This is a genomic window from Endozoicomonas sp. 8E, assembly GCF_032883915.1.
Lineage (GTDB): Bacteria > Pseudomonadota > Gammaproteobacteria > Pseudomonadales > Endozoicomonadaceae > Endozoicomonas_A.
In genome coordinates this window covers 5,296,137-5,317,975 of the sequence record NZ_CP120717.1, presented here as the reverse complement: position 1 = coordinate 5,317,975, position 21,839 = coordinate 5,296,137, and the positions used below count along the sequence as shown (strand labels likewise).

Genomic DNA, 21,839 nt, shown 5'->3' with positions numbered 1-21,839 from the left:
TTTTTCAACGGATGTTGTAGACCGCATGGATCGCAGAAGCAGTGACATTGGCATACCCCATAGCCAATACCTGAACAGTACATCAGTGCATGGTTCTCAGACTTCTGAGGAGCAGACAGCTCATGGTTTGGGTTCTGTTCAACTGCCAAACAAGCTTCTACAAGGCGATCGTCCAATTACAACCCCCATTGGAGACAGGGAGATCTCCCGTGTCGAAGTGGACACACCCTCAATTCCAAAACCTCACAGCATGATTTGCAGGGCTTCTGCCCGTCCTGTCAGCCAGGTTTCTGAACATACTCTTTTCAGACTCAGAGAGAGCATAAGGCCTGAGACGGTAGAAACTGCTGACAGGAAAACCAGACTGCAGATGGCTGAACGGGTGGGCAGGCTTCATGATGCGTTGGGCTGGCGCTTTAAAATGCCAGCTAACCGCCAACAGCTGGAAACTAGCCTCAATGGCAATAACGGGCATTTGATGACATTGGCCATGGCCCAATCCATGCTTCATCAGATAGAGGTCCGGGAGACCGGTGTTGCTGATGCAATCATAGCCAGTGGTCAATCGAAGGAAGCATGGACAAAAGGACTGCTGCAACGGTATGAGCTGGAGAAAATGCATCGTGAGGTTCTGGCGCTCGCTGAGTTCTATTGTCAGCATTCCCCCGAGCTAACAAACCCTGAAGAGATTATCAGCCCTTCAGAGAATGATCCATTTCTTGATCACATCTTTGCAGGGAATAGTCTGGCCATGCCACCGTTGGTGCCAACACTTGCAACTCCCAGACCGCCCGATGGCCCTGTTCTTTCCACCCGCAGTTTTCAACTATCCAGGGCTCAACAGGAACTGAGATGTCTCAGAGAAGAGAAAGAAGAGTTAGGCACCGAGCTGCAACAGACCCGGAATCAGTTGACTGAACTGAAGGAAGAAGTAGAAGCCCTCAAGCACAAAGAAAAGAAAGTGCCTGAACGTTTTTCTAAAAGGCTGAGTGAGCTTGAGAAAGAACAAGCCGAACTAAAAGACGAACTCAACGAGAGGGATCGTCAGTTACGTGAGGAGCAGCATCGGATAGTCAGCACCCATGGTTCTGCAGTTGGCAGCAGAGAATTATTGGGTGCAGACCCCCTCGATTCTGACGCCAGACTGGATGAGCTGGAAGCATTGAACAGTCAGCTTCAAGCCCGGATGAACGAGCAAACCCGAATGCTGGCTGACAATGGCGTTACGATGTCAGAACTCCAGAAACAGCTTGTCGGCTCTGGTCAAAAAATAGACGTGCTGCAAAGTCAACTTCAGGCTGCCCATCTGAACCATCAGCAGATGGGTCAGCAGGCTGTTTCAGCTCTGGAACAAAAGGATCAGCTGGTACTGCAACTGCGGCAGGAGTATCTGGATAGCTATCAATCCCTTGAAAATGAGCTGGATCAGGAAAGAGCCAGGCTGGCAGAGCTTCAGCAGAGTTATCAACATGCGCAAGAGCGAGTGGCTGATTTATTCAGGCAAAATGGTTTACTGCATATTGATATCAAGGCACTCGATAAGGACCTTGAAGCTCTAAAGCAAGCAGATTCTGCAAGAGTGGCGGAGCTTGAGACGCAGGTGAAAGAGCTTACCAGGTATCGTGATCGTTGGGTTCTGGCTCATGTCGATGTCACTGGCAAGAAAAGACAAGTTGAAGAAAAGGCAAAGCAACTGGAAGAGCAGCTGAATCTTATAGAGGAAAACCATAAGCAAAAGCTGGATCAGCTGCAAAGAAAATTTGAAGAAGCAGACAGCAGGGCTCATTCAGCAGAGCAATCACTTTTTGCCCTTGAAGGTGACTATAAAGGGGCGCTTGCGCGTGAAGAAGATCTGAACAAAGCATTAACGGATACCAAAAGAGACCTACTGGAAAAGGTCGAAGAACTTGAGAAGCGGCAGTCTGAGTTTGAGTTAAAAGCCCAATCATTAAAAGAGATTCATCTGGAACGACAGAAATACGACGATGAAATCAAAGGCCTGCAACAAACTCTTGTTGAGCAGAAGAATCAGGCTCAGGAAGAAAAAGCGAAGCTTGAAGCCTTGCTGTTGACTAATCAGGCCGAACTGGAAGCCTTGCAACTCAAATATGAGCAGGACTTAAAAGGTCTGGAAGCGCTGAATGAGCAGCTGGATAACGCCAGAGCTGAGATCACCTCCCTTAAAGAGCAACTTCAGAGTCTCCAGCTTGATCAGAGTAAGGGTTCGCAGGAGAGTCCATCTCATGAGACTGAAATTGCTCAGATTGCAGAGCAGTTAAGAGTTGCTGAACAAAAGCATCAAAAAGAAAAAGCTGATTTAGAGTCAGAGGTTGAAAGCGCCAGAATATCTGAGCAGCGGGTAGAGACTCAGCTTACAGACAAAGAAAGAGAGCTGAATGAGTTGCAGTCAAGGCTGGAGAGCACTGAGCATGAACTCAGGGAAAAAATAGTCAGTCTTGAGAATGATCTTCGCTCAAAAGAGGATGATCTTTCACAAAGAGATCAGGCGTTAGCGATTGAGAGGAGAAAAGTTCAGGAGCTAACGGTTCAGAGCGATGGGCTTGAGGAAGAGAAAGATAAACTCGAGTCATCGCTGGCAGCCCTTCGCGAAGAACTTGAGACGGCTGAAAGGACTACCCGGTCCTCGAAAGAGGAGGTCACCGAATATATAAGGCAGCTACAAGCTGCTGAAAACAACGCAGAGAAGCTGCAAAGGAAATTTGAAGAAGCAAAAAGACAGGAAAGAGAGGCGAGAGAGCGCTCTGCAATAGCTGACGAGTCTATCCCTAAACTGCAGGAGACTTCAGAGCGTTATCATAGGGAGCTTCAGTTAAGCGAGCAGGAAGTGAATCGACTAAAAGATCTGCTAACTGACAAAGAAGATGAACTTGCAGAAGCCAAAATCAGGGAAAATTCGCTGTCATCTTCGATCCTGACAAAGGACGACAGGATTCGGGAACTTGAAGAAGCTGAGGTTGAATTCAGGCGCGAGATTGAAAAAGCCAATCAAAGAGCGCAGGAAAAGCAACAGACAGTGGTTGGGCTTAGCCAGAATGTCGATGATCAAGTTCGTGCTATTGAAAAGCTCACGCATAGAATTCAACAACTGATCCCTGAGAAAGAATTGAGTGACAATAAAGTCATTGAGTTGGAAGAGAGAGTTCAGTTAATTGCCCAGGAGCGAGATGAAGCAAAGCAAATACTTCTGAAAGCTGAGAAAAATTTACGAAGCGGTAGTGATGCCGCTGAGATTGAGAAAAAACAATGGGAAAACCAGCTCAGGGATTCGAGATCCAGAGTTTCTGATCTGGAAAGTCGTCTTAAAGAGACCGAAAAGAAAAGAGACCACTTTCAATCAGAGTCAGATGCTTTTGCTTACGACAGAGATCAGGTGAAGAAGCAGCTTCAGGAGCTTCAGCTCAGTGCAGAAAGTCTGAAAAGTCAGCATACCCTTGAGATGGAGAGGCTCACCCGGGAGCGAGATGAGTTTAAGCTACAGGTTGAGACACTGGAGCAAAAGGCAGAAGTTGCTTCAGCTGACTGGGATAAAGAAAAAGTCAGAATTGAGGAGGCCAGGGAAAAACTGTTTGCTGATTTGAAAAGCCAGCATGACCAGCTGGTTGAAACAAAACAACGACTTGATCAGCAACTTCTTGCGTCTCAGGAGGAGGTCAGGAAGACAAAGCTTGAGCTATCCCATAAAGACGCCATTCTCGAACAAAAAGAACAAAATGAGCATGAGTTCAGGCGTGAGATTGAAAAAGCTAAACAAAGGACTCAGGAAAAGCAACAGACAGTGGCCGAGCTTAGCCAGGATGTAGACGATAAAGTTCGTACTATTGAAAAACTAACGCATAGAGTTCAACAGCTAATACCTCAGAAAGAATTGAGTGACAGTAAAGTCATTGAGTTGGAAGAAAGCGTTCGCTTAATTGAGCAAGAGCGAGATGAAGCAAAGCAAATGCTTTTGAAAGCTGAGAAAAATTTGCGAAGCGGTAGTGATGCCGCTGAGATTGAGAAAGCTCAATGGGAAAACCAGCTCAGGGATTCGAGATCCAGAGTTTCTGATCTGGAAAGTCGTCTTAAAGAGACCGAAAAGAAAAGAGACCACTTTCAATCAGAGTCAGATGCTCTTGCTTACGACAGAGATCAGGTGAAGAAGCAGCTTCAGGGGCTTCAGCTCAGCGCAGAAAGTCTGAAAAGTCAGCATACCCTTGAGATGGAGAGGCTCACCCGGGAGCGAGATGAGTTCAAGCTACAGGTCGAGACACTGGAGCAAAAGGCAGAAGTTGCTTCAGCTGACTGGGATAAAGAAAAAGTCAGAATTGAGGAGGCCAGGGAAAAACTGTTTGCTGATTTGAAAAGCCAGCATGACCAGCTGGTTGAAACAAAACAACGACTTGATCAGCAACTTCTTGCGTCTCAGGAGGAGGTCAGGAAGACAAAGCTTGAGCTATCCCATAAAGACGCCACTCTCGAACAGAAAGAACAAAACATTGAGCGCGTAAATAACCAGTTGATGGCGTTGAAAAACAGTCTCGGGGAAAGTCAAACCAGGGTGTTGACTCTGGAGGGCGAGGCTACCGAACTGGGCACACAATATGGAAGGTTGGAGCTGGAAGTAAAAACATTGACGCAAGAGAAAGATCAGGCCCATACCGCTTTCTTAAAGCAGAACGAGGAGCTGAACCTTTTGCGAGGCAGTCTTGAAGAGGCAGAAACCACCCTGGAGTCTCTGAAAAGGCAGCTTAACGATGAGCAAAGTGAGAAGTCACTGGAGTCTGCTGATCTTAAAAGACAGATTCGTCTGGCTGAAGAAAACAGGGATCACTTTAAATCGCTTTCCGAGACAGCAGGAGAACAAAGGAAAATATTGGATACAAGGGTTAGCGAACTGGAAGCCTTGTTGAGGAGTCGCCAAAAAGAGGTCCACAGCTTAAAGGGTGAGGTTGATGATCTGGGGGTCAGACAGGAAAGGGCGTTGAAAGAGGCTCAAGGTCGGAGCAGTCAGCTTGAAAAAGATCTGGCTTTTCAGGAAAGCAGGCATAAGCATGAAGCTTTGGGTTGGGAAGAAGAAAGGCAGCGTCTTACCAGCTCGCAAGAAGAGATCGTCGTTGGTCTTAAAGAGCAGTTGCAAAAACTCCAGCATCTGAAAAATGACGTTGATAGTCGGGTTTCAAAGCTTGAACTGGAAGGTAAGACGAAAGATCTTGAACTGCAGCAAAAATCTCTGGGCCTTGAGGAGAGGAAAGAAGAAGTCAGTCGTCTTCAGAGCGAGGCTGAAAGCCTGAAAGCTGAATTAAAGAGCCTGACTGATCAATCCAGAGAAGCAGCGTCAAATCATACTCTTGCATTGAAAGAGAAAGAACTTGCTCATCAAAAACTGGCCGAGAGTCTTGAGAAAGAACAGCGCCAGCGGGATCAGGAAAAGATAAAGCTGGAAGAGGCTGTCAGTGACCTGGAGCAGGAGCGAAATGCTTTGCAATCGAAACTGACTGTGCTTCAGGCTGTGAGTATTGAAAACCAGACGCTTTCCACTGAAGTCCTTCATTTAAAAGACGAACTGCATATAACTCAGGAAGAGCTCTACAAGGTTAGAGAGAAAAAGAGAGAAGTGGAGCAACAATCAGAAGAAGCTCTTAAGGCCAAAGCCTCTCTTCAGAGCCAGTTAGAAGTTGAGCAGGAACGGGTTGAAACACTTTCTGAAAGGAAAAGTAATCTGGAAGCCCAGGTTCACGAGAAAGAGAGAGCCCTGATATTAAAAAGTGAAGAATTAGTTGAAGCTAATGAAAGCCTTGAGCGCGAATCTGAGCGGGTCACCCAATTAACACTTCAGGTTTTCAGTCATCAGGGTGACTCTGGTTATGAGTCAGATTCTGTTTCCACGGACGGCTTTTCCGAGGCGGAGTCTTTTACTTCAACGGCTTATTCTGATCCGTTACCTGATCGCCTGGATTCATCCGCTGATGAAGCTTTTGATCTCACTCTGGGATCTCCATTGCCCAAGTGGACAGATTTGGGGGCAGTCGTTTCTGAGATCAAAAGCGAAGAATTTGCTTATCCTGGCCCTGAAACTTTTGTTATTTCGGGCCTGATTCAAAAAATGAGTTCAGCCTGGTCTGAGCTGGCTTCCAGACAGGAACTGACAGAAAAAGAACGGGAAATTTATCATTTCACCGGTCCGGATGATTTTCCGGGCAGGAGCGGCTCCCGAAAAGAAGTGATGTCACTCCATGAGCAATTCCTGATGGAGCTGGAGTCTATCGATCAAGCTTATCAAAAAGCCCTGGGTGCGACCCCGGATCGCCCTTTTGTGGATGAGTTTACCCGTCGGATTGACCGGACTATCTCCCTGACCCGGGGCAATATACAAGTATTGGCCAGGAAACAGGAAGACTTTCAGGCTCAGGTCAACAGATTCGAAGCCTCTCTTGAAGCCTTGAAGCCTGATACGCTTGCTGGCCCGGAAGATCCTGAAGCCATAGTCGATTCGGAATTGAGCAATATGAGTACCCTGTTGGCACAGAGTTCGGGAGATCTGGACAGGGAGTTCTATACACATGCCCTATGCGTCCTGGCCAGATCAGCTTCAAAGCGTCTGAATGAATCCTGGAAGCAAAAAATTGCAACGATTAAGGAGCCAGACGAAGGGCATCGGCTCTTAAAACACTATGAATACTCGCTTCAGCGATTGGCTTCAGAGCATCTGCCACCCAGTTTGAGACGCAGTGTGCCCGAGCATGGCCGGGTATTTTTATCGAAGCTGGCGGAATGTCAAAAGGCGGAGTTGGAAGCCAGACTGGATCAACAGCTGGGAGGCGGTCATAAGCCGCAGGCGGGGCATTCGCTGGAAGAGCAAATGGTCAGGGATCCACAGATCTGTGACAGACTGTTAACTCTGCTGTCCAGTCTTCGGGAGCAGCATGAAGGGATTATTAAACAACCCGGACCCGCAAATTTGGCAGCAGGGGCAACGCAATGGGTTGACTTCAGCTATGCCGATGCCTCGTTGGTGGGGCTCAGTCAAATCAGGGATGAATTTGGATTACCCGCGACACCGACCATGACAAAGGTGCTCAGAACCCTTCAAAAGGAGCTGAAAAGACCCGGATCACTGGTTCTGACCATGGCTGTCAAACAGCACAAAGAGAATTACGAAACCGGAAAAGAGAGAGATACGCGCAGGCACAAGCTGGAAAGACAGTGTTCAGAGTTGCTGGCTCAGGAAACGAGACTCGACCCGAAGCAGAAGTTCAGGGGCCTTACTCATGATCATGACTTTACCCGAGCTGTTGAACATCCACATCAAGCCGAAATTGCCTGTTTTCAGCCAGATTCACCGGTACCCCTGGCAGAAGCTTCAGGTCATGTTCAGACTCAGGCTGGCTTCAGGGTCAGTGCTCTTACCCAGAACCCTGACTGTCTGATAAACAGTTTCATGAATGGTTTTAATAAGATTGCTCTCCATAAAACCAGCCTTGTTACCGGTGACCGATACATTGAATTGTCTGAAGGTGCTCAATGCCGACCTTCACTGGTGTTTCACTCCAAAAAGGGTCAGCACTGGCAGATTCAGCTGGATGGACGAACCTGGTCTCTGGATCCTGCTTTTCTTCATGAGCATCCCAATTTTGAAGTTCCCTTTCAGGTCAGCACTGAAGGGAGAGAAAAAAAGCGGGACTGGATTCCCCTGAAGAGTGCTTCAGGGCAAACCGTCCTGCTGGTTGCTCAGAAAACACCTTCAGATCAGCAGTGCTTTATGTATGAGTTGGGTTCCAATCATCAACTGATCCCGGTGCCAATCCGGGGAGAAAACCCCAGAGGCGAGCTGATTAAAGCGAACTTACTGAGTAAAGCTTGCTTACTGAAGCCAGACAGTACTTCACCATCAAGAGCGCGCAAAGATTATCCACCTGAAGTCCTTGAGCTTGAATCGCTGAAAAATACCTGGCTACCGAATGCTTCCCTCGAGCAAATTGATGAATGTTACAAGAAAGTTGTTGAGGAAGTGGATCATCAATTACTGAAACCGCCTTTTACCTGCACACCCTGTGAAGGGCGTGTCAGAAGCCTGCCTGTTGAGCTTCCGGTGGTGAGAAAAGTGGCTCAGGAAAAATCAAGGAAGCCTGAAACCGGTGCCCATCAGGAAACGTTTCATCCAGAACAGTTTTCGGTCTTTACCGTCAATGCCAGTTTTGGCCATGTCAGTGAAGCGTTTCTGAAAGCCAGGAGGGAGCTGCTGGATGATAGTGCTCATAGTGTCACTAAAGGTGTCACTGAAAGTGTTATTAAAACGCTTGAAGGAGAACAGAAAGCGTTTCAGGAACAGGTATTTAAAAACCTGTCAGTCTACTCTGGTTGCGAGTTGCAAACCCGGGGACCCCGTGGGATGCCTGGTCCGAAAGCGCTAAAAATCAACAGGCAGTCGGTTTTGAGCCATTTTGAAAAGGTCATGGTCAACAACAGAAAGCACTGTGTCCGTACACTTCAGTTAAAAAAAGCTCTGGAAAAAGGTCTGGTCAGCTACATTCGTAATGCTTCTGAAAGTGATTTGCAGGCTTTTTCTGATGGCGAGCTTCTGGATCATGCCATTCGTAACTTTGAGAAGGGATTGGCTCCGGGTGGTAATGATGTTGACGGGTTTATCAAACGCATGTCGCAGCTGATGCTGGTGGATATTGACCTTGAGCAGAGCAGTCTGATAAGTCAGCGCCTTGAGGCGCTTAAAAGTGAGCTGGTGGATCTGGACTTTGCTGCCCTTGAACAGGTGAGTGAGCCCCACGAATACATCCGGCGTTGTCAGGAATGGAATCTGGATATGGCTCTGCTGGCATCCAGACAGAGCAATCTGAATAACCGAATCAGCAGTTACGAGAATACCTTGCTGGATACTAAAAACCTGGCCCTTTTGTCGTTTGAAAGGAGGCATCACATTGTCTTGTCACCCGATCAGGCCGACGAACTGGCTGTCACACTGGACGGTGTCAGCCAATGGGCCAATGGCCATGAAGTCGCGATGATGTCTCATAAAGGCACTGGCTACGGTAAAAGTACACTGCTGCTGGCGCTGACGGATCATGCTTCTGCCCAGCTAGGTGCTGATACGGACCGTTCGGTTATTGTTATGGCTCCGAAGACCAACCAGGCAGAACTGGATAAAGGTTTGCGTGAGTATTATGCCCACAAGGGGCAGGACTATCGTCGATTGAATCTTGAAACCTGCTTTGCGCCTCCCTGTGAGTTATCCGTCGCCAGGCTGGTGGAGGTTGAGAATACCCTGCTGGGGTTACCTGCCGGTACAGCGATTAGTGACAGAGAATCATTGTTGACTCAGGGGCGAGTCCCTGTGGGGGCCTCAATCACAGACGTTCAGATTCTGATGCATCTGAAGCAGGCCTTGTTGGACGCTGAAGGTTTCATTCAGGATAAGCAGGCGATACTGGCAAAACTGGATGCCTGTCTTGACTTGCTCAAAAACTCCATGGTGTTTGCCGACGAGTTTGACAGTGAGATGGTGCCTCATACCGAAGCTGAGTCAATCTCAGTGGCTCAGACCGTGCAAGCGTTGATCAGAGGGCTTGGCTATGCCTTTGAAGTAGAGCCCCGAAGTATCAATCTGAAACATTCTGAATTTCTGTTTGGATGTAAAGCCCGGCATCTACTCTCAGCAACTCTGGGAACCGTGTACTGTGCAGCTTTGGCCAGTGCTTCAGGCAGTGCAGAAGAAGTGCGTCACAAAGCAAGAACAGACCCGGTGACCACCAATCAGCGTTTCTGGCACTTTATTTCTCTGGCAGAACCGGTGTTTTTCAGCTCTTCCGACCCTGAGGGCAGGAACAAGATGCTGACGGATGTTCTGCACAGGGTAGGCCCAGAGCCCCAGATTATTTTCTTTGATGGCGCTGAGCCGGGTGATGAGTGTACGACAAAGGCGCACCAGATGAGTCGGATTTTGAACCAGGAACGACTGGCCATGGGGGGCGTTCAGAAGTCTGTGATTTACTATGACCATGATAAGAATCTGCAGATGCAGTATCAGGATGATCCGGTCTATGGGCAGGGCGCTTCAGCTTCCCGGGAAGCCATTACTCAGCTCAGGCGTATGGGTGGACAGAGTACCGATGGTTACTTGAGTAAAGCCCAGTCTGTGGGCACTGACATGCCCCAGGGGAGTGCCAGTGTAGGTATTTTTCATGGGCTGGTGGGTCAGGCCGGTGGTGAAGCCAATGAGAACTATCTGGTTCAGCAGCTTGGCCGTCTTACCCGCGACAGCAAGGACTTGCACAAGGCTCAAAGGGTGTTCATGGCGGTGGATCTGGATGCGGTTAAAGACATCAAAGGTGCCGACGAACAGAAAGAGGCATTTGCTCAGGCTCTGAACGCGTTGGATGAGTCCATGCAGGCTGAAGAAAATCTGTTTCCTGAGGGCATTGATAACGCCTCTTCCGCTTTGAAAAAAGTGGTTGAGCAAACAGTTACCTTCCCTGTTCAGAAATCGGAAGAAGGCGAGAGTGGTTATTTGCAGAGCCTGCCACAAATAAGAGCCCAACTGGCTGAGATGGCTAAAAAAGAGTGGGCAGAGTTGGGTCTCTCTCCAGAAGCATTTCAGGAGCTGATTGAACTGAAAGTCCGCCAGTGGGTCTGTAAGAATGCATGGCTCGAACTTGTGGCTGTGGATATTGCCAGTCGTGAGAAAAGTCATCATACCCTGAGCTGTGAGAAAGAGTTGATGCAGGCCAGAACCAACAGTCATCTGGATAGAGTGTATGCCGCGGAGCATCACTGGCTGAATGATGAAGCGGTCAGCCTGGTGGATGGTCTGGACTTGAAAGCAGCAGGCATTCCCACAGAAGCGGTGCCTGTCGTGACCCGTACCCTCAAGTCAGAAGTCACGCGCTTTCTCAAGTCGACTGAGAGGCGATTTGTTCTGCCGGGAACCTATCAGGAGGATCTGCTTGAAACAGCGGATGCAAAACCCATGCGTGAGCGCCTTAGTGGTTACTTCAAGCAGTTAAAGAGCGAAGGCATTAAGCTTGACGGCAAAGACATGGTGTCTGAGACCAATAAAAAATTGATCCGTGAGAGCGATGCCGCTTTAGAAGAAGCTCTTACGAGAATCACTGAACTCCACAATGTTGTGAAGAGTTTAAATGACAAAGCTCTGGGCGCTAAGCTTTTCGAGGATATTATGGCTTCCCTACAGGCCAGCAGGCGAAAGCTGAGTGGTGGAGGGGGGGCGCGGGAAGCGATGCAAACGGAGGCCACCATTCGGAGAGCGTACAGCGATATGATGAAGGCTGTCATGAAAGTTATTGTTTATCAAATTAAACGAGCAGATCTTGAAGCATTAGAAAAGCGGATGATGGCCGTGATCACTCAATGTGTTGATCTTGATTCGACGCTGCGGCTGTCTCTGTACAAGAATCCCGTTGGTCCTGACGTAATCAAAGCGATGGGTTTCGGTCGACTTAAAGAGTTCGCTGCCAACCCTCAAAAGTTCAGGTGGCGGAGGAAGGGGCCGCAAGGTCAGTGGACGCTGATTGGGAATACCAGTCAGAACGTTATGGATTGCGATAAGGCCGAAGGTCATTTCAAGATTAAAGACGGTTATATATCCAACAAAGCTCAGTTGAACAGCTTGCAGACCCAGGCTGCTTCCCTCAGTAAGCGGCAGGCTGAGCTGGATCGTGCCGTCAAATTGTGCCAGCACCCGGTCAAAAACGAGTTCAAGGACTGTGTGGATGAAGTGGAAAGAGCATTAATGCAGCAGTTTGATGCCTTTGCCAGGGAACAAAAAAAGATCACAGAGCGAGAGCAGGAGTTAATGCTGAAACAGAGTGAGTTAAGGCAGAGCAAGTTGTACAAGGTTCTGGTTTAAATTTTTACAGATAGGGCAGTAAAGGAATACAGATTATGTCTATGGTCCCACGCGGCAAGGAGCGTCGCAGCATCAAGCGTCACCAGTTGAATGATTATTTGACCGTTTACAACAGGAACACGCTCAAGGAAATGGGAAGTATTGGCAATATCAGCAGCAATGGTCTGATGCTCATCAGTACGGTACCGGTTCTCATTGGTGCGGTTTACAGTATGAGAATTAAGCTGCCTGGCCCGGATGAAGAGAAAAACTATATTGACTTTGATGCCCGGTGTCACTGGTGCAAGCCTGACGTGGGTCCGGAGTTTTTTGATTCTGGCTACAGTATTGTTACTGCAGGGCATGATATTATTGATCTGGTTGAAGTACTCAAGGAGTACTTTTCTTTCAGTGAGTGCCCATAGACTTTGCGGAAAATACGGTCGACGATCAATGGGTTGATTGTTTTCTGCTTTATCTTGTGCATTCGCATCGCCCTGAGTGCAACAAGAGAATTGAATGTCCAGCCAGCCCTCTGGCCGCTATCGGGTGCCAGACCTCTTACCCGAAACCTCTTTTGAGCGGGAAACGGAAGTCAAGCGAAGCCGTTTTATTACTTTCCTGTCCAGAGTGACCTCAAGAGCCGAAGCACTCTCCTTCCAGCAATCTCTGAGAAAACAGTTTCCTGACGCCTCCCATCATTGTCTGGCTTTTATAGCGGGCCCTCCCGAGGGGAATACCGTCATGGGATTTGATGATGACGGTGAACCCGGTGGCACGGCTGGCAAGCCCATGCTAAATGTTTTGCAGCATCGTCAAATCGGAGAAGTCGCTGCCGTCGTGGTACGCTACTTTGGTGGTACCAGGTTGGGAGCCGGAGGATTGGTTCGGGCTTATGGTGCGTCAGTTCAGGCCGCCGTCGAACAGTTACCTGTGGTTGAATGTGTCCCCATGGTTCGCGGAACCGCAGTGCTCGATTATGCCAGTGAACAGGCTTTTCGACACTGGCTCGAATCTTTGTCAGGACAGATCATTGATTGTGACTATACCGACCAGGTTGTTATCCAGGTTGAATTGCCTGAAGTGAACCGGATGGGCTTTACTTCCAGAATTACTGAATCCCTGAAGGGGAAGATTGCATTAAATTGGCAGGAGTGAACATGCTGAGAAGTTTTTACTGGCACGATTATGAAACTTTTGGAACCGATCCTGCGACGGATTGGCCTTGCCAGTTCGCTGGTATCAGAACCGATGCCGAGTTGAATGAAATCGGGGAGCCTCTCAATATCTTCTGTAAGCTACCTCCGGATCATCTGGCTCATCCCATGGCCTGTCTGGTCACCGGTCTGACACCACAGGTTGTCAACGAAAGGGGAGTGGCTGAGCCGGAGTTTATTCGTCAGATTCATGCCGAGCTGGTGGAGCCCGGAACCTGTGCCGCAGGCTACAACTCCATTCGCTTTGATGATGAAGTGACTCGTAACAGCCTATATCGAAACTTTTATGATCCCTACGCCAGGGAGTGGCAGAACGGAAACAGTCGCTGGGATCTCATCGATCTGGTGAGGCTGACAGCTGCCCTGAGGCCTGAAGGTATTGTCTGGCCCAAAAGAGAAGATGGTTTTAACAGTTATAAGCTGGAAGAACTGACCCGGGCAAACGGGATTGAACATGGCGATGCTCATGACGCTTTGTCTGATGTGAGAGCAACTATAGCGATGGCGCGTTTAATACGTGACCGACAACCCCGAGTCTTCAACTTTATCTTGAATCTTCGCAATAAGAGAAACGTTTCCCAGCAGCTGAATCTGATGAAAAAAGAGGCTGTTGTCCATGTCTCCGGTATGTTTGGTGCCCAGAAGCACTGTCTTGCTGTCGTGATGCCTGTTGCCATGCATCCCGTTAATCGCAATGGGGTGGTGGTTTACGACTTGTCTGTTGACCCTGAAGTTCTGATGGACCTGTCGGTGGAAGAGTTACAGGCGCGTTTATTCTCACCTGCCAGAGAAGGGCAGGAAAGGATTGCTCTGAAAGTGGTGCATATCAATAAATGCCCGGTAGTGGCTCCCTTGAAGGTACTCAGGTCTGAGGATCAGCAGCGACTGGGGATAGATCTGAATGCGTGTTCCAGTCACAGGGAATGGCTGCTGCAACATCCACAAGTGATGCAGAAGGTTCAGCGGGTATTTGACTCTGTGCCAGAAAGCACTTCCAGCGATCCGGATCAGATGATCTACACAGGTGGTTTTTTCTCTGATGAAGATAAAGAGCGAATGCAGGTGATCAGATCTTCGGAGCCTCCCTGTCTGGCGAGACTGGGCTTTTCTTTCGATGATGCGCGATTGGATGACATGTTGTTTCGTTACCGGGCACGACATTATCCAGAGACACTGGATGTCGAAGAGTTGGAAACCTGGGAATCTTATCGAAAGCTGAGACTGTCTGACGGTGACGACCGGATTCTCGGCTTTGGCTCGTTCTGGCAGGCCATGGATGAAGCCCAGGGGATGGCTTCTGTCGCACAGCAGGCTCTGCTTGATGAGCTGGCCGGTTACGTCAGGGGGCTGGAATCCTCTGTGAGTTGAAATGAATCAAACTGCAGCTGCACCCCCCCCGCCGATCACCTGGTTAAAGTGCTCAGCCAGTCGGCCATAAATAACGGGCTTTTCGATGTAGTCGACTGCGCCTGCCTTAATGGCCGCGACGGCAGTGTGGACATCATTATGGTGTCCCAGAACGATCACAGGAATATCATGTTCACCTTCGTTCAGGGCCTCCAGAAGCTTTATAGCTTCTTTACTTTCTTTCTCATTCTCAGCAATGATGCAATCAGGCTTTATGGCCTGCATCGCCATCAACAGTTCACTGCTGTTGCTGAAGCATTTGAGTAACATAGACTTCTCATCACACAGGCCGCGGATGGTGTCGGTAACATTTGTATCCTGTTCCAATAGATACACAGTAGCTTTTGTTGCCAAGCTCATAGGGGCAGCCTTGATGGTCAATTCAATAACAATACTTGTGTCTTTTGCCGAGACGCCAGCTTCCGCAGGGTAATCGGGTATCCTGCCAGAAAATGGGAACTCTGTTGTACTCATGCTCTGAAAAAATGACCTGCTCTCTTAACACAGGGCATCTACATCCAGCAGAGCGTTATCTGCAATGAAAGAAAAACTTTAGTTGCCATAAAGTAGATGATTTTTCTGAAATGATCGATTTTTTATTAATAAAGTATTCAGTTACCCGTTGGTAGCCAAAAATAGTCTCGTTCATTTAAGAAAAATCGACTTCTGCCCTCAGCTCTCTCATAGCGTATTAGGAGTTTAGGATTAGTCTAAGAATTGCTGAATGGAGGGATGTACTAGACGTTGTACGGGGACTACTTAAAAGGTGGCGCAAGGCTTCGCAGGGAATCTAGAGATAATTGTGAGGAGCAGGGCTAGCGTGTTATGGACTGACAAGACTGTGTGCTGACCACTACCAGGGAGAGATTAATGAACCGGGGCGTCATTCATAAAGGCGCCCCGGATAGAGATCAGACCTTGAAGTAAAATTCACCTTCCAGGTGCTCTTTAACCTGCATAACCTGTCGAACCAAGTGGGCCAGGGATTTGGTGCCCATTTTTTCCATCACACGAGAGCGATGGATTTCTACCGTTCTCTGGCTCAGATTGATGTCAGCAGCGATCACCTTGTTCGCCTTGCCTTCAACAACATGGTGAAGAACTTCACGCTCACGGTCTGTCAGCGTGGAAAGACGACGAAGGATTTCTTTGTGCTCAAGCAGCTCACGACGTTGTTGCGCATCAAGTTTCAAGGCGTCATTAATCAGATCCAGAAGCTCCTGGTCGCGGAACGGTTTCTGGATAAAGTTCATTGCACCATCCTTGATAGCCTGAACGGCCATAGGCACATCGCCGTGTCCGGTAATAAAAATAATAGGCAGAATGCAGTGCATTTCGTTGAGCTTGCTCTGTAGCTCAAGCCCACTCATTCCCGGCATACGAATGTCCAGAACGATACATCCCGGACGGTTTTCATCGTAGACTTCCAGAAATTCGGCTGGGGAAAAGAAAGCTTCTACTGTCTGTCCAACAGATTTCATCAGCATTTTCAGCGAATCACGAACAGCCTCGTCATCGTCGATGATGAAAACGGTGGGCTCCTGCTTCATATCCTGTTGCTGCATAACGACTCCACTGTAACTGTATAAAAGTTGCCGTAAACGGATTTAATAATCAAACGCCGTCAGGCCGGAGAAAATTTGCGAAGATAGAACCACGTCATTCATTTTTTTACATGCTTAACGGCTGTGGAATTCGATCTCAGTGTAGCAGAGGTTTGTAACAATGCACTGAAGTAACAACACCTCGAAGTAGCTATGCTCCGCGCGGGCTGTTTCTTGTAACGCTTGATGCCTCTTTTTCAACTTACACTGAGTGGGCTGTTCTGCCTGGATTTTGCTGGACAGCTTTTTGCAAACTACAACCCAGTATACTGAGCTTGGTTATTCGATGTCCGATATTTCCAAGTCGTAATTACGTTTGAATGGTTCAGATAATTTCGCTTTCTACTGGTCGCCTAACGGAATACGCAATGTTAATGAAAAAATTATACATTCCAAGTGGTAAAACTACTGTAAATGTTTATTAAATGTGGGTAAGTATGCAGAAGGGCAGGTTTTGGGCGGTAAAATCCCTGTTGGTCTTAATCTCCCAACAGCTTCCGAGGACAAAGGGACGATAAAAGAACCGCACCTGCAGTAGTGCGGTTCTTTATACGCCAGACGTCATTATATACGACTGATTTTAACGATCAGTGTACCTTATTGCTCAGGTCCAGTGGCGCGATCATGTTTTCTGGCTTAAGGATTTCCGCCAGTTGCTCATCCGTCAGCAAGCCTTCTTCCTTAACCAGATCTACTACACGACGACCGGTCTTCAAGGCGGTTTTGGCAATGCGGCTGGAGTTTTCGTAACCCAGGTAGGGGTTCAGAGCGGTTACCAGGCCAACAGAGTTGTAGACATAATCCATACATACGTCTCTGTTAGCTGTAATGCCTTTAACGCAGCGATCAGACAGCATGAACATACCGTTGGTGAGCTGCTGGATGGATTCCAGAATCTTGTAAACAAGTACTGGCTCTGCGTAGTTAAGCTGCAGCTGGGCTGCTTCTGAAGCCATGGTCACTACCAAGTCGTTTCCGATAACGTGGAAAGCGATCTGGCTCATGGCCTCAGGAATGACCGGGTTAACTTTACCTGGCATGATGGAGGAACCTGGCTGCATTTCAGGCAGATTGATGTCATTAAAGCCGCACAGGGGGCCGGAAGAGAGCAGACGCAGGTCATTACTCATCTTGGACAGCTTGACGGCCATTCGCTTCAGGGCGCTGGAGAAGATAACAAAAGCGCCCATGTCGGAGGTGGCTTCTACCAGGTCACCCGCCAGGATCATATTCTGGCCGGAAATTTCAGACAGGTATTTAACCGCCAGAGGTGCGTAACGGTTGTCGGCGGTGATACCTGTACCGATGGCAGTACCGCCCAGGTTGACTTCGCACAGTAGCTTGGCCATATCCTTGATGCGATCAATGTCTTCACCAATAGTGGTTGAGAAAGCTCGGAATTCCTGACCCAGAGTCATAGGTACAGCATCCTGCAGCTGGGTACGACCCATTTTCAGAACGTCTTTGAACTCTTCTGCTTTAACATCACAGGCATTCTTCAGGCTCTTGGCGGCTACAACCAGTTCATTGTGCTTCAATACCATGGACAGACGCATAGCCGTTGGATAAACGTCATTGGTAGACTGTGCCATGTTAACGTGGGTGTTTGGGTGCAGGTGCTCATATTGACCACGACGGTAACCCATCAGCTCCAGTGCGCGGTTGGCAATCACTTCGTTGGCATTCATATTGGTGGAGGTTCCGGCACCACCCTGAATCATGTCAACGGAGAATTGGTCATGCAGTTTTCCGGCGATAATCTCGTCACAGGCGTCCGCGATGGCATCAGCCTTGGCGGCATCCAGCATTCCCAGATCACGGTTGGCCAGTGCACAGGATTTCTTAACCATGGCCAGGGCTTTTGGAATGTTTGAGAAGTGGTTCAGAGTGACACCGGAAATGTTGAAGTTTTCCAGGGCTCGCTGAGTCTGGATGCCATAGTATGCCTCCTGGGGTACAGGGGCTTCACCCAGCAGATCATGCTCGATGCGGTATTCGTTCAGATCAGTATTATCCAGTGCCATTGATGTATCACCACTAATAAGGAATATCGGCAACAAGAGATGGTTAGTCTGATTAATTGCCACCTCAAAATATCAGGGTTAGTCTGTTCCTGCTTAGAGCTTCCGGCAATATGAAATTCTACCTATCAAACTATTACAAATGTCACCATTCAGGGTGTGAATAGCTACCGATGACCGGTTACAGGCTCAACCTTTGGCTATTCTTCTAATAGGATGTCAAAGGCTTCTAGCTAATGCTACTAAATCATATTCCAGATCTGTTCTTTAATCCCAGGCATGAATGGACACAGATTCGCACCCGATTTGATCAGACAGCCCCTGTGGCGGTGCTGAGGGATTTACCGATTCTTTCTTCACTGCCCGGAATCTGTTCATATTTTGGCGCAGTTTACTTAGGTTGGTCGGCCTCAGGTATAGCTCACGTCAAAGTTTCTTCATTGAGTGCCCTTATAATGGCTCTTATTGCCTGGGTGGCTATTTTTTTGGCTCTCGTCATGATGGGCTTTTTTACTCACTGGATGGAAGAAACCTATGGCAGTGGCAGAAGTTACATGGACTGCATCTGCTTCGCGATTTATGTCTCTTTTCCTCTTTGTCTCACCGGTATTGGTGGTCTTTACCCCCCTATCCCGATCACCATGCTGCTGATTCTGACTGCTATAGGCTGGTCAATCTGGTTGCTGTATCTGGGAGTCCCGCTTTTTATGAAAATACCGGAAGAGCGAGGTTTTCTTTATGCCAGCTCGATTGTCTGTGCAGCACTGGTTGTACTGGTCTTTATGAAAGTGGTCACGGTCTTTTTCTGGGAGATAGGACTGGGACCGGAATTTATCCCTGACTGAGGAATCATAGCTATGGATGGCAGCAAACTTCCATCGGGCATCCAGCCCACACCGGTTAGCCCTCAAGTGGCAACTCCCGATATCGGGGAAGCGCAGGAGGCGAGGCACAGCAGCCGCCAGAACAGGTTCATCAAAGCCATTAAGAATGTTCTGAAAAAGTTGCCAGGACGAGGTAACCGGGAACTTCGTAATATCCCCATAGAGCAGAGACAAATCACTGCATTCAGTCAGCCTGTGCCGAAGATGATGTCTGGCAATATTCAATCTCAGGCTCAGGAAAAGGATATTTTCAGAGAGGTTGGAGATGTCTTCGCCGAGGTAAAAATGGGTAAGGGTGACAGTCCTGAAGTTCAGAGGGCTTATCGGCAGGCCAGAAATCAATTCGAAAGAGCAGCTATTTCTGTAGCTCAGGACGTTCTCATTGAAGCCCGGCTTCAGTCTGATGGTGGCGAGCTTATTCTGGCAATGAAAGAGTTCATCGAGCAGCATGAGCAAAAGATTCATCAGAACTATGAACCCGTGACAGAAAAGATGGTGGAAGATCTGCGGAAGCTTCCAGGTAAGCTCCTCAGTGAATTATCTCTGAGGAATGTAGACAGGGAGGTTGCCAGAGAAGTGTTAAAGGTGCACCTGAATGAAAGCAGGGAGTCCCAGACACTCTCAGATCATAACCAGATACCTGTATCCGATTCTGAAGCGGTCGTTCCCGGAAGTACTCACGACCACAAAGAGTTGTTCAAGTTACAGAAGCTGCAGTTTGATTCAGCCAGAGAAGTTCTGAAGAATGAATCACAATCGGCTCTGAGAGAAGGACGTACAGAGGATGCAGAACGTCTGACCAAGCTCGATCGTCAGCTATTGAATGAGTTGAGAAGACTCCAGCAAACCGTCCAGCTTAAGGGCGATGAACCCGTCAACAGGGAAGAGATGCGCAAGGCCAAAGAGCACTACCCGAAAATTCTGCAGGACGCCCTGGTTTCGGCAGGCGTCGATAAGCAAACCGTGGCCAGAGATTTCGAGGAGGCTTTAATCGATCAGTTAAATTTTCGTCCCTGGAAAACGATAGAAAAATCTTTTTCTCAGGCTGGAGTTGAGTTTGCTTCCAGACAGCAACCTGCGGCTGAAATCAAAGTACCAGAGTCGTTAAGGGGAGAGGTTTCTCGTTTGTATGAAACTGACTATGCAGGTTATGGCGTCAGCGGGATCGATTCGACCAACACCTATCATGCTACTAACCTGAATCGCAGCGATTTTTCTATTAATAACAGTAATGTCTACACAGGCATAAGGCATGGCATTGCCGATCCTTATGGCGTTGACTGGGATCCCGATCTAAAGGCTGAAGGTGGAAAAGTCAAGGCCAGAGAAATCTTGCTTTCGGCTCTGGCAACCCGGCCAGATATTTTTGAGCAAGCTCTGATAGCGTCACAGGGAGGGCCAGTCCCAACACTTGCTATGACGTCCACCTCTATGGTCACGACAGGTCTGGGTTCCGGAAAAGAGAGAAAAATGCAGAAAGCTCAGAATGAAGCTTTCAATTACTTTACTGACCCTGCCAAACAGCCTATCACGATGGAACTTCCGGGATCTGATGGACAGAGCCGGACAATCAAACTTAATTTCAAACAGGCACGCTTTAATATTCCTGTGAACTGGGGTGGGGTTGGAAGCGCCTCTCTGGTAACAGGTGGAAGATCTTTCCAGAAAAAAATGAACGATCCGGCTATGGGAATGCTGGTAGGAAAACCGGGTAAGGGCAGCATCCCGGGCGGTATGGCGGGTGAATTTCTCAGCGGCACCTCAAAGAAAGGTGAGGAAATCAGGACGCAGATCAGGGACGCCGAAGAAGCCGGCAACGGGGAAAAAGTTTCTGAACTGAATGCCCAGCTGGATCAGTTAACCAGGCATGATCGATCAGTAATGGATCTGACCACTCAGATTAAAGCGATCTATAAAAAAGGTAGCCATTATCACCATCATCATGATGCCTATAAGCTGGCCACCAGAGTGGCCCTGTTGACTCACATGGTAGGTGCTGTGCCATTATCCAATTGCAAAAGCGGTAAAGACAGAACCGGAATGCTCGATGCCGAAATCAAGTTTCTGGCGGCCAGGATTAATCCGGAAACCGGTGAGGTGCCCGAACCGGGACCTATTGTGGACCCTGCTGACAGAGCCTTGTTCCAGACGATTCTTCAGGAGAGCGGTAACCTGGAAGTCCAGGAGCAGAACGTGGGTGTTCGCGGTTATAAAACAGAATGGGTCGAATCGATCACCGAGAGAGTGGGTGATCCTGCCATTCGCGAAGAAATCAGAGGGCTTTCCAAATCAGTGCATTAGTGGGGAATTTTGTCGCCCTAACACAGTCTAAACTGGACAGGAAACTGGAATTAAACCTAACAGGAGGCATATTTATGAACAATAGGATCAAACAGGCAGGGACCGTCTTGCTGCTTTCTCTTTCTATGGCTGGCTGTACGACCGATCAGACAGGGACTACTTATTCTGCTTCTGAAGCTCGGCAAATGCAGACAGTCCGGTTTGGTACTGTCGCTGAATCCAGACTGGTTAAACTGGAAGGCAGCCAGGGTGAGGTCGGCACTCTGGCAGGGGCAGCAGCAGGTGGTATTGCAGCTTCCAGTATTGGTGGTCAGCGCGAAAGCGCTATTGCAGCAGTGGCTGGAGCCGTTGCCGGTGGCGTTTTGGGCAATATGGCCGAGAAGAAAATTACCTCCAAGCAGGGTGTTGAACTAACAGTCAGGCTGGATGACGGCTCTTATGTTTCAGTTGTTCAACAGGCTGATCCGGCCGTTAGCTTCGCTGCTGGCGATAAAGTAAAAATCCTTACCCAGGGCACTGCCAGCCGGGTTGTTAAGGTTCAGTGAGAA

Annotated in this window: 10 protein-coding genes; 7 read left to right on the top strand and 3 right to left on the bottom strand. The window is 48.5% G+C overall.

The window, feature by feature from the left end:
- Positions 1–25: 25 nt before the first annotated feature.
- From P6910_RS18295 to sbcB, 4 genes are all read left to right on the top strand, one after another.
- Positions 26–11,878: a hypothetical protein gene (locus tag P6910_RS18295; protein ID WP_317142688.1), complete on the top strand. Its 11,853-nt coding sequence runs from the start codon at positions 26–28 to the stop codon at positions 11,876–11,878.
- Between the two features lie 35 nt (positions 11,879–11,913).
- A complete protein-coding gene (locus P6910_RS18290; RefSeq protein WP_317142687.1) occupies positions 11,914–12,282 on the top strand; it encodes a PilZ domain-containing protein in 369 nt (122 codons plus the stop codon).
- Positions 12,283–12,376: 94 nt separating this feature from the next.
- Complete coding sequence (locus P6910_RS18285) at positions 12,377–13,015, top strand: YigZ family protein (RefSeq protein ID WP_317142686.1); 639 nt, start codon at positions 12,377–12,379, stop codon at positions 13,013–13,015.
- A gap of 2 nt (positions 13,016–13,017) precedes the next feature.
- On the top strand, positions 13,018–14,442 hold the full coding sequence (gene sbcB, locus P6910_RS18280; protein WP_317142685.1) for an exodeoxyribonuclease I: 1,425 nt from the start codon (positions 13,018–13,020) through the stop codon (positions 14,440–14,442).
- Between the two features lie 6 nt (positions 14,443–14,448).
- Here sbcB and P6910_RS18275 read toward each other — a convergent pair whose 3' ends face one another.
- The 3 genes from P6910_RS18275 to aspA form a co-directional block, all read right to left on the bottom strand.
- Positions 14,449–14,955, bottom strand: coding sequence for a response regulator (locus P6910_RS18275; protein ID WP_317142684.1), 507 nt, complete (start codon positions 14,953–14,955; stop codon positions 14,449–14,451).
- A gap of 437 nt (positions 14,956–15,392) precedes the next feature.
- Positions 15,393–16,046, bottom strand: coding sequence for a response regulator transcription factor (locus tag P6910_RS18270; protein WP_317142683.1), 654 nt, complete (start codon positions 16,044–16,046; stop codon positions 15,393–15,395).
- A gap of 626 nt (positions 16,047–16,672) precedes the next feature.
- Complete coding sequence (gene aspA / locus P6910_RS18265; RefSeq protein WP_317142682.1) at positions 16,673–18,109, bottom strand: aspartate ammonia-lyase; 1,437 nt, start codon at positions 18,107–18,109, stop codon at positions 16,673–16,675.
- 233 nt (positions 18,110–18,342) lie between these two features.
- Between aspA and P6910_RS18260 the strand changes: the two genes are divergently transcribed.
- From P6910_RS18260 to P6910_RS18250, 3 genes are all read left to right on the top strand, one after another.
- Positions 18,343–18,951: a Yip1 family protein gene (locus tag P6910_RS18260; RefSeq protein WP_317142681.1), complete on the top strand. Its 609-nt coding sequence runs from the start codon at positions 18,343–18,345 to the stop codon at positions 18,949–18,951.
- A gap of 12 nt (positions 18,952–18,963) precedes the next feature.
- Positions 18,964–21,291: an inositol phosphate phosphatase SopB gene (locus P6910_RS18255; RefSeq protein ID WP_317142680.1), complete on the top strand. Its 2,328-nt coding sequence runs from the start codon at positions 18,964–18,966 to the stop codon at positions 21,289–21,291.
- Positions 21,292–21,365: 74 nt separating this feature from the next.
- Positions 21,366–21,836, top strand: a complete 471-nt coding sequence (locus P6910_RS18250) for a glycine zipper 2TM domain-containing protein (protein WP_317142679.1) — start codon at positions 21,366–21,368, stop codon at positions 21,834–21,836.
- Positions 21,837–21,839 lie beyond the last annotated feature (3 nt).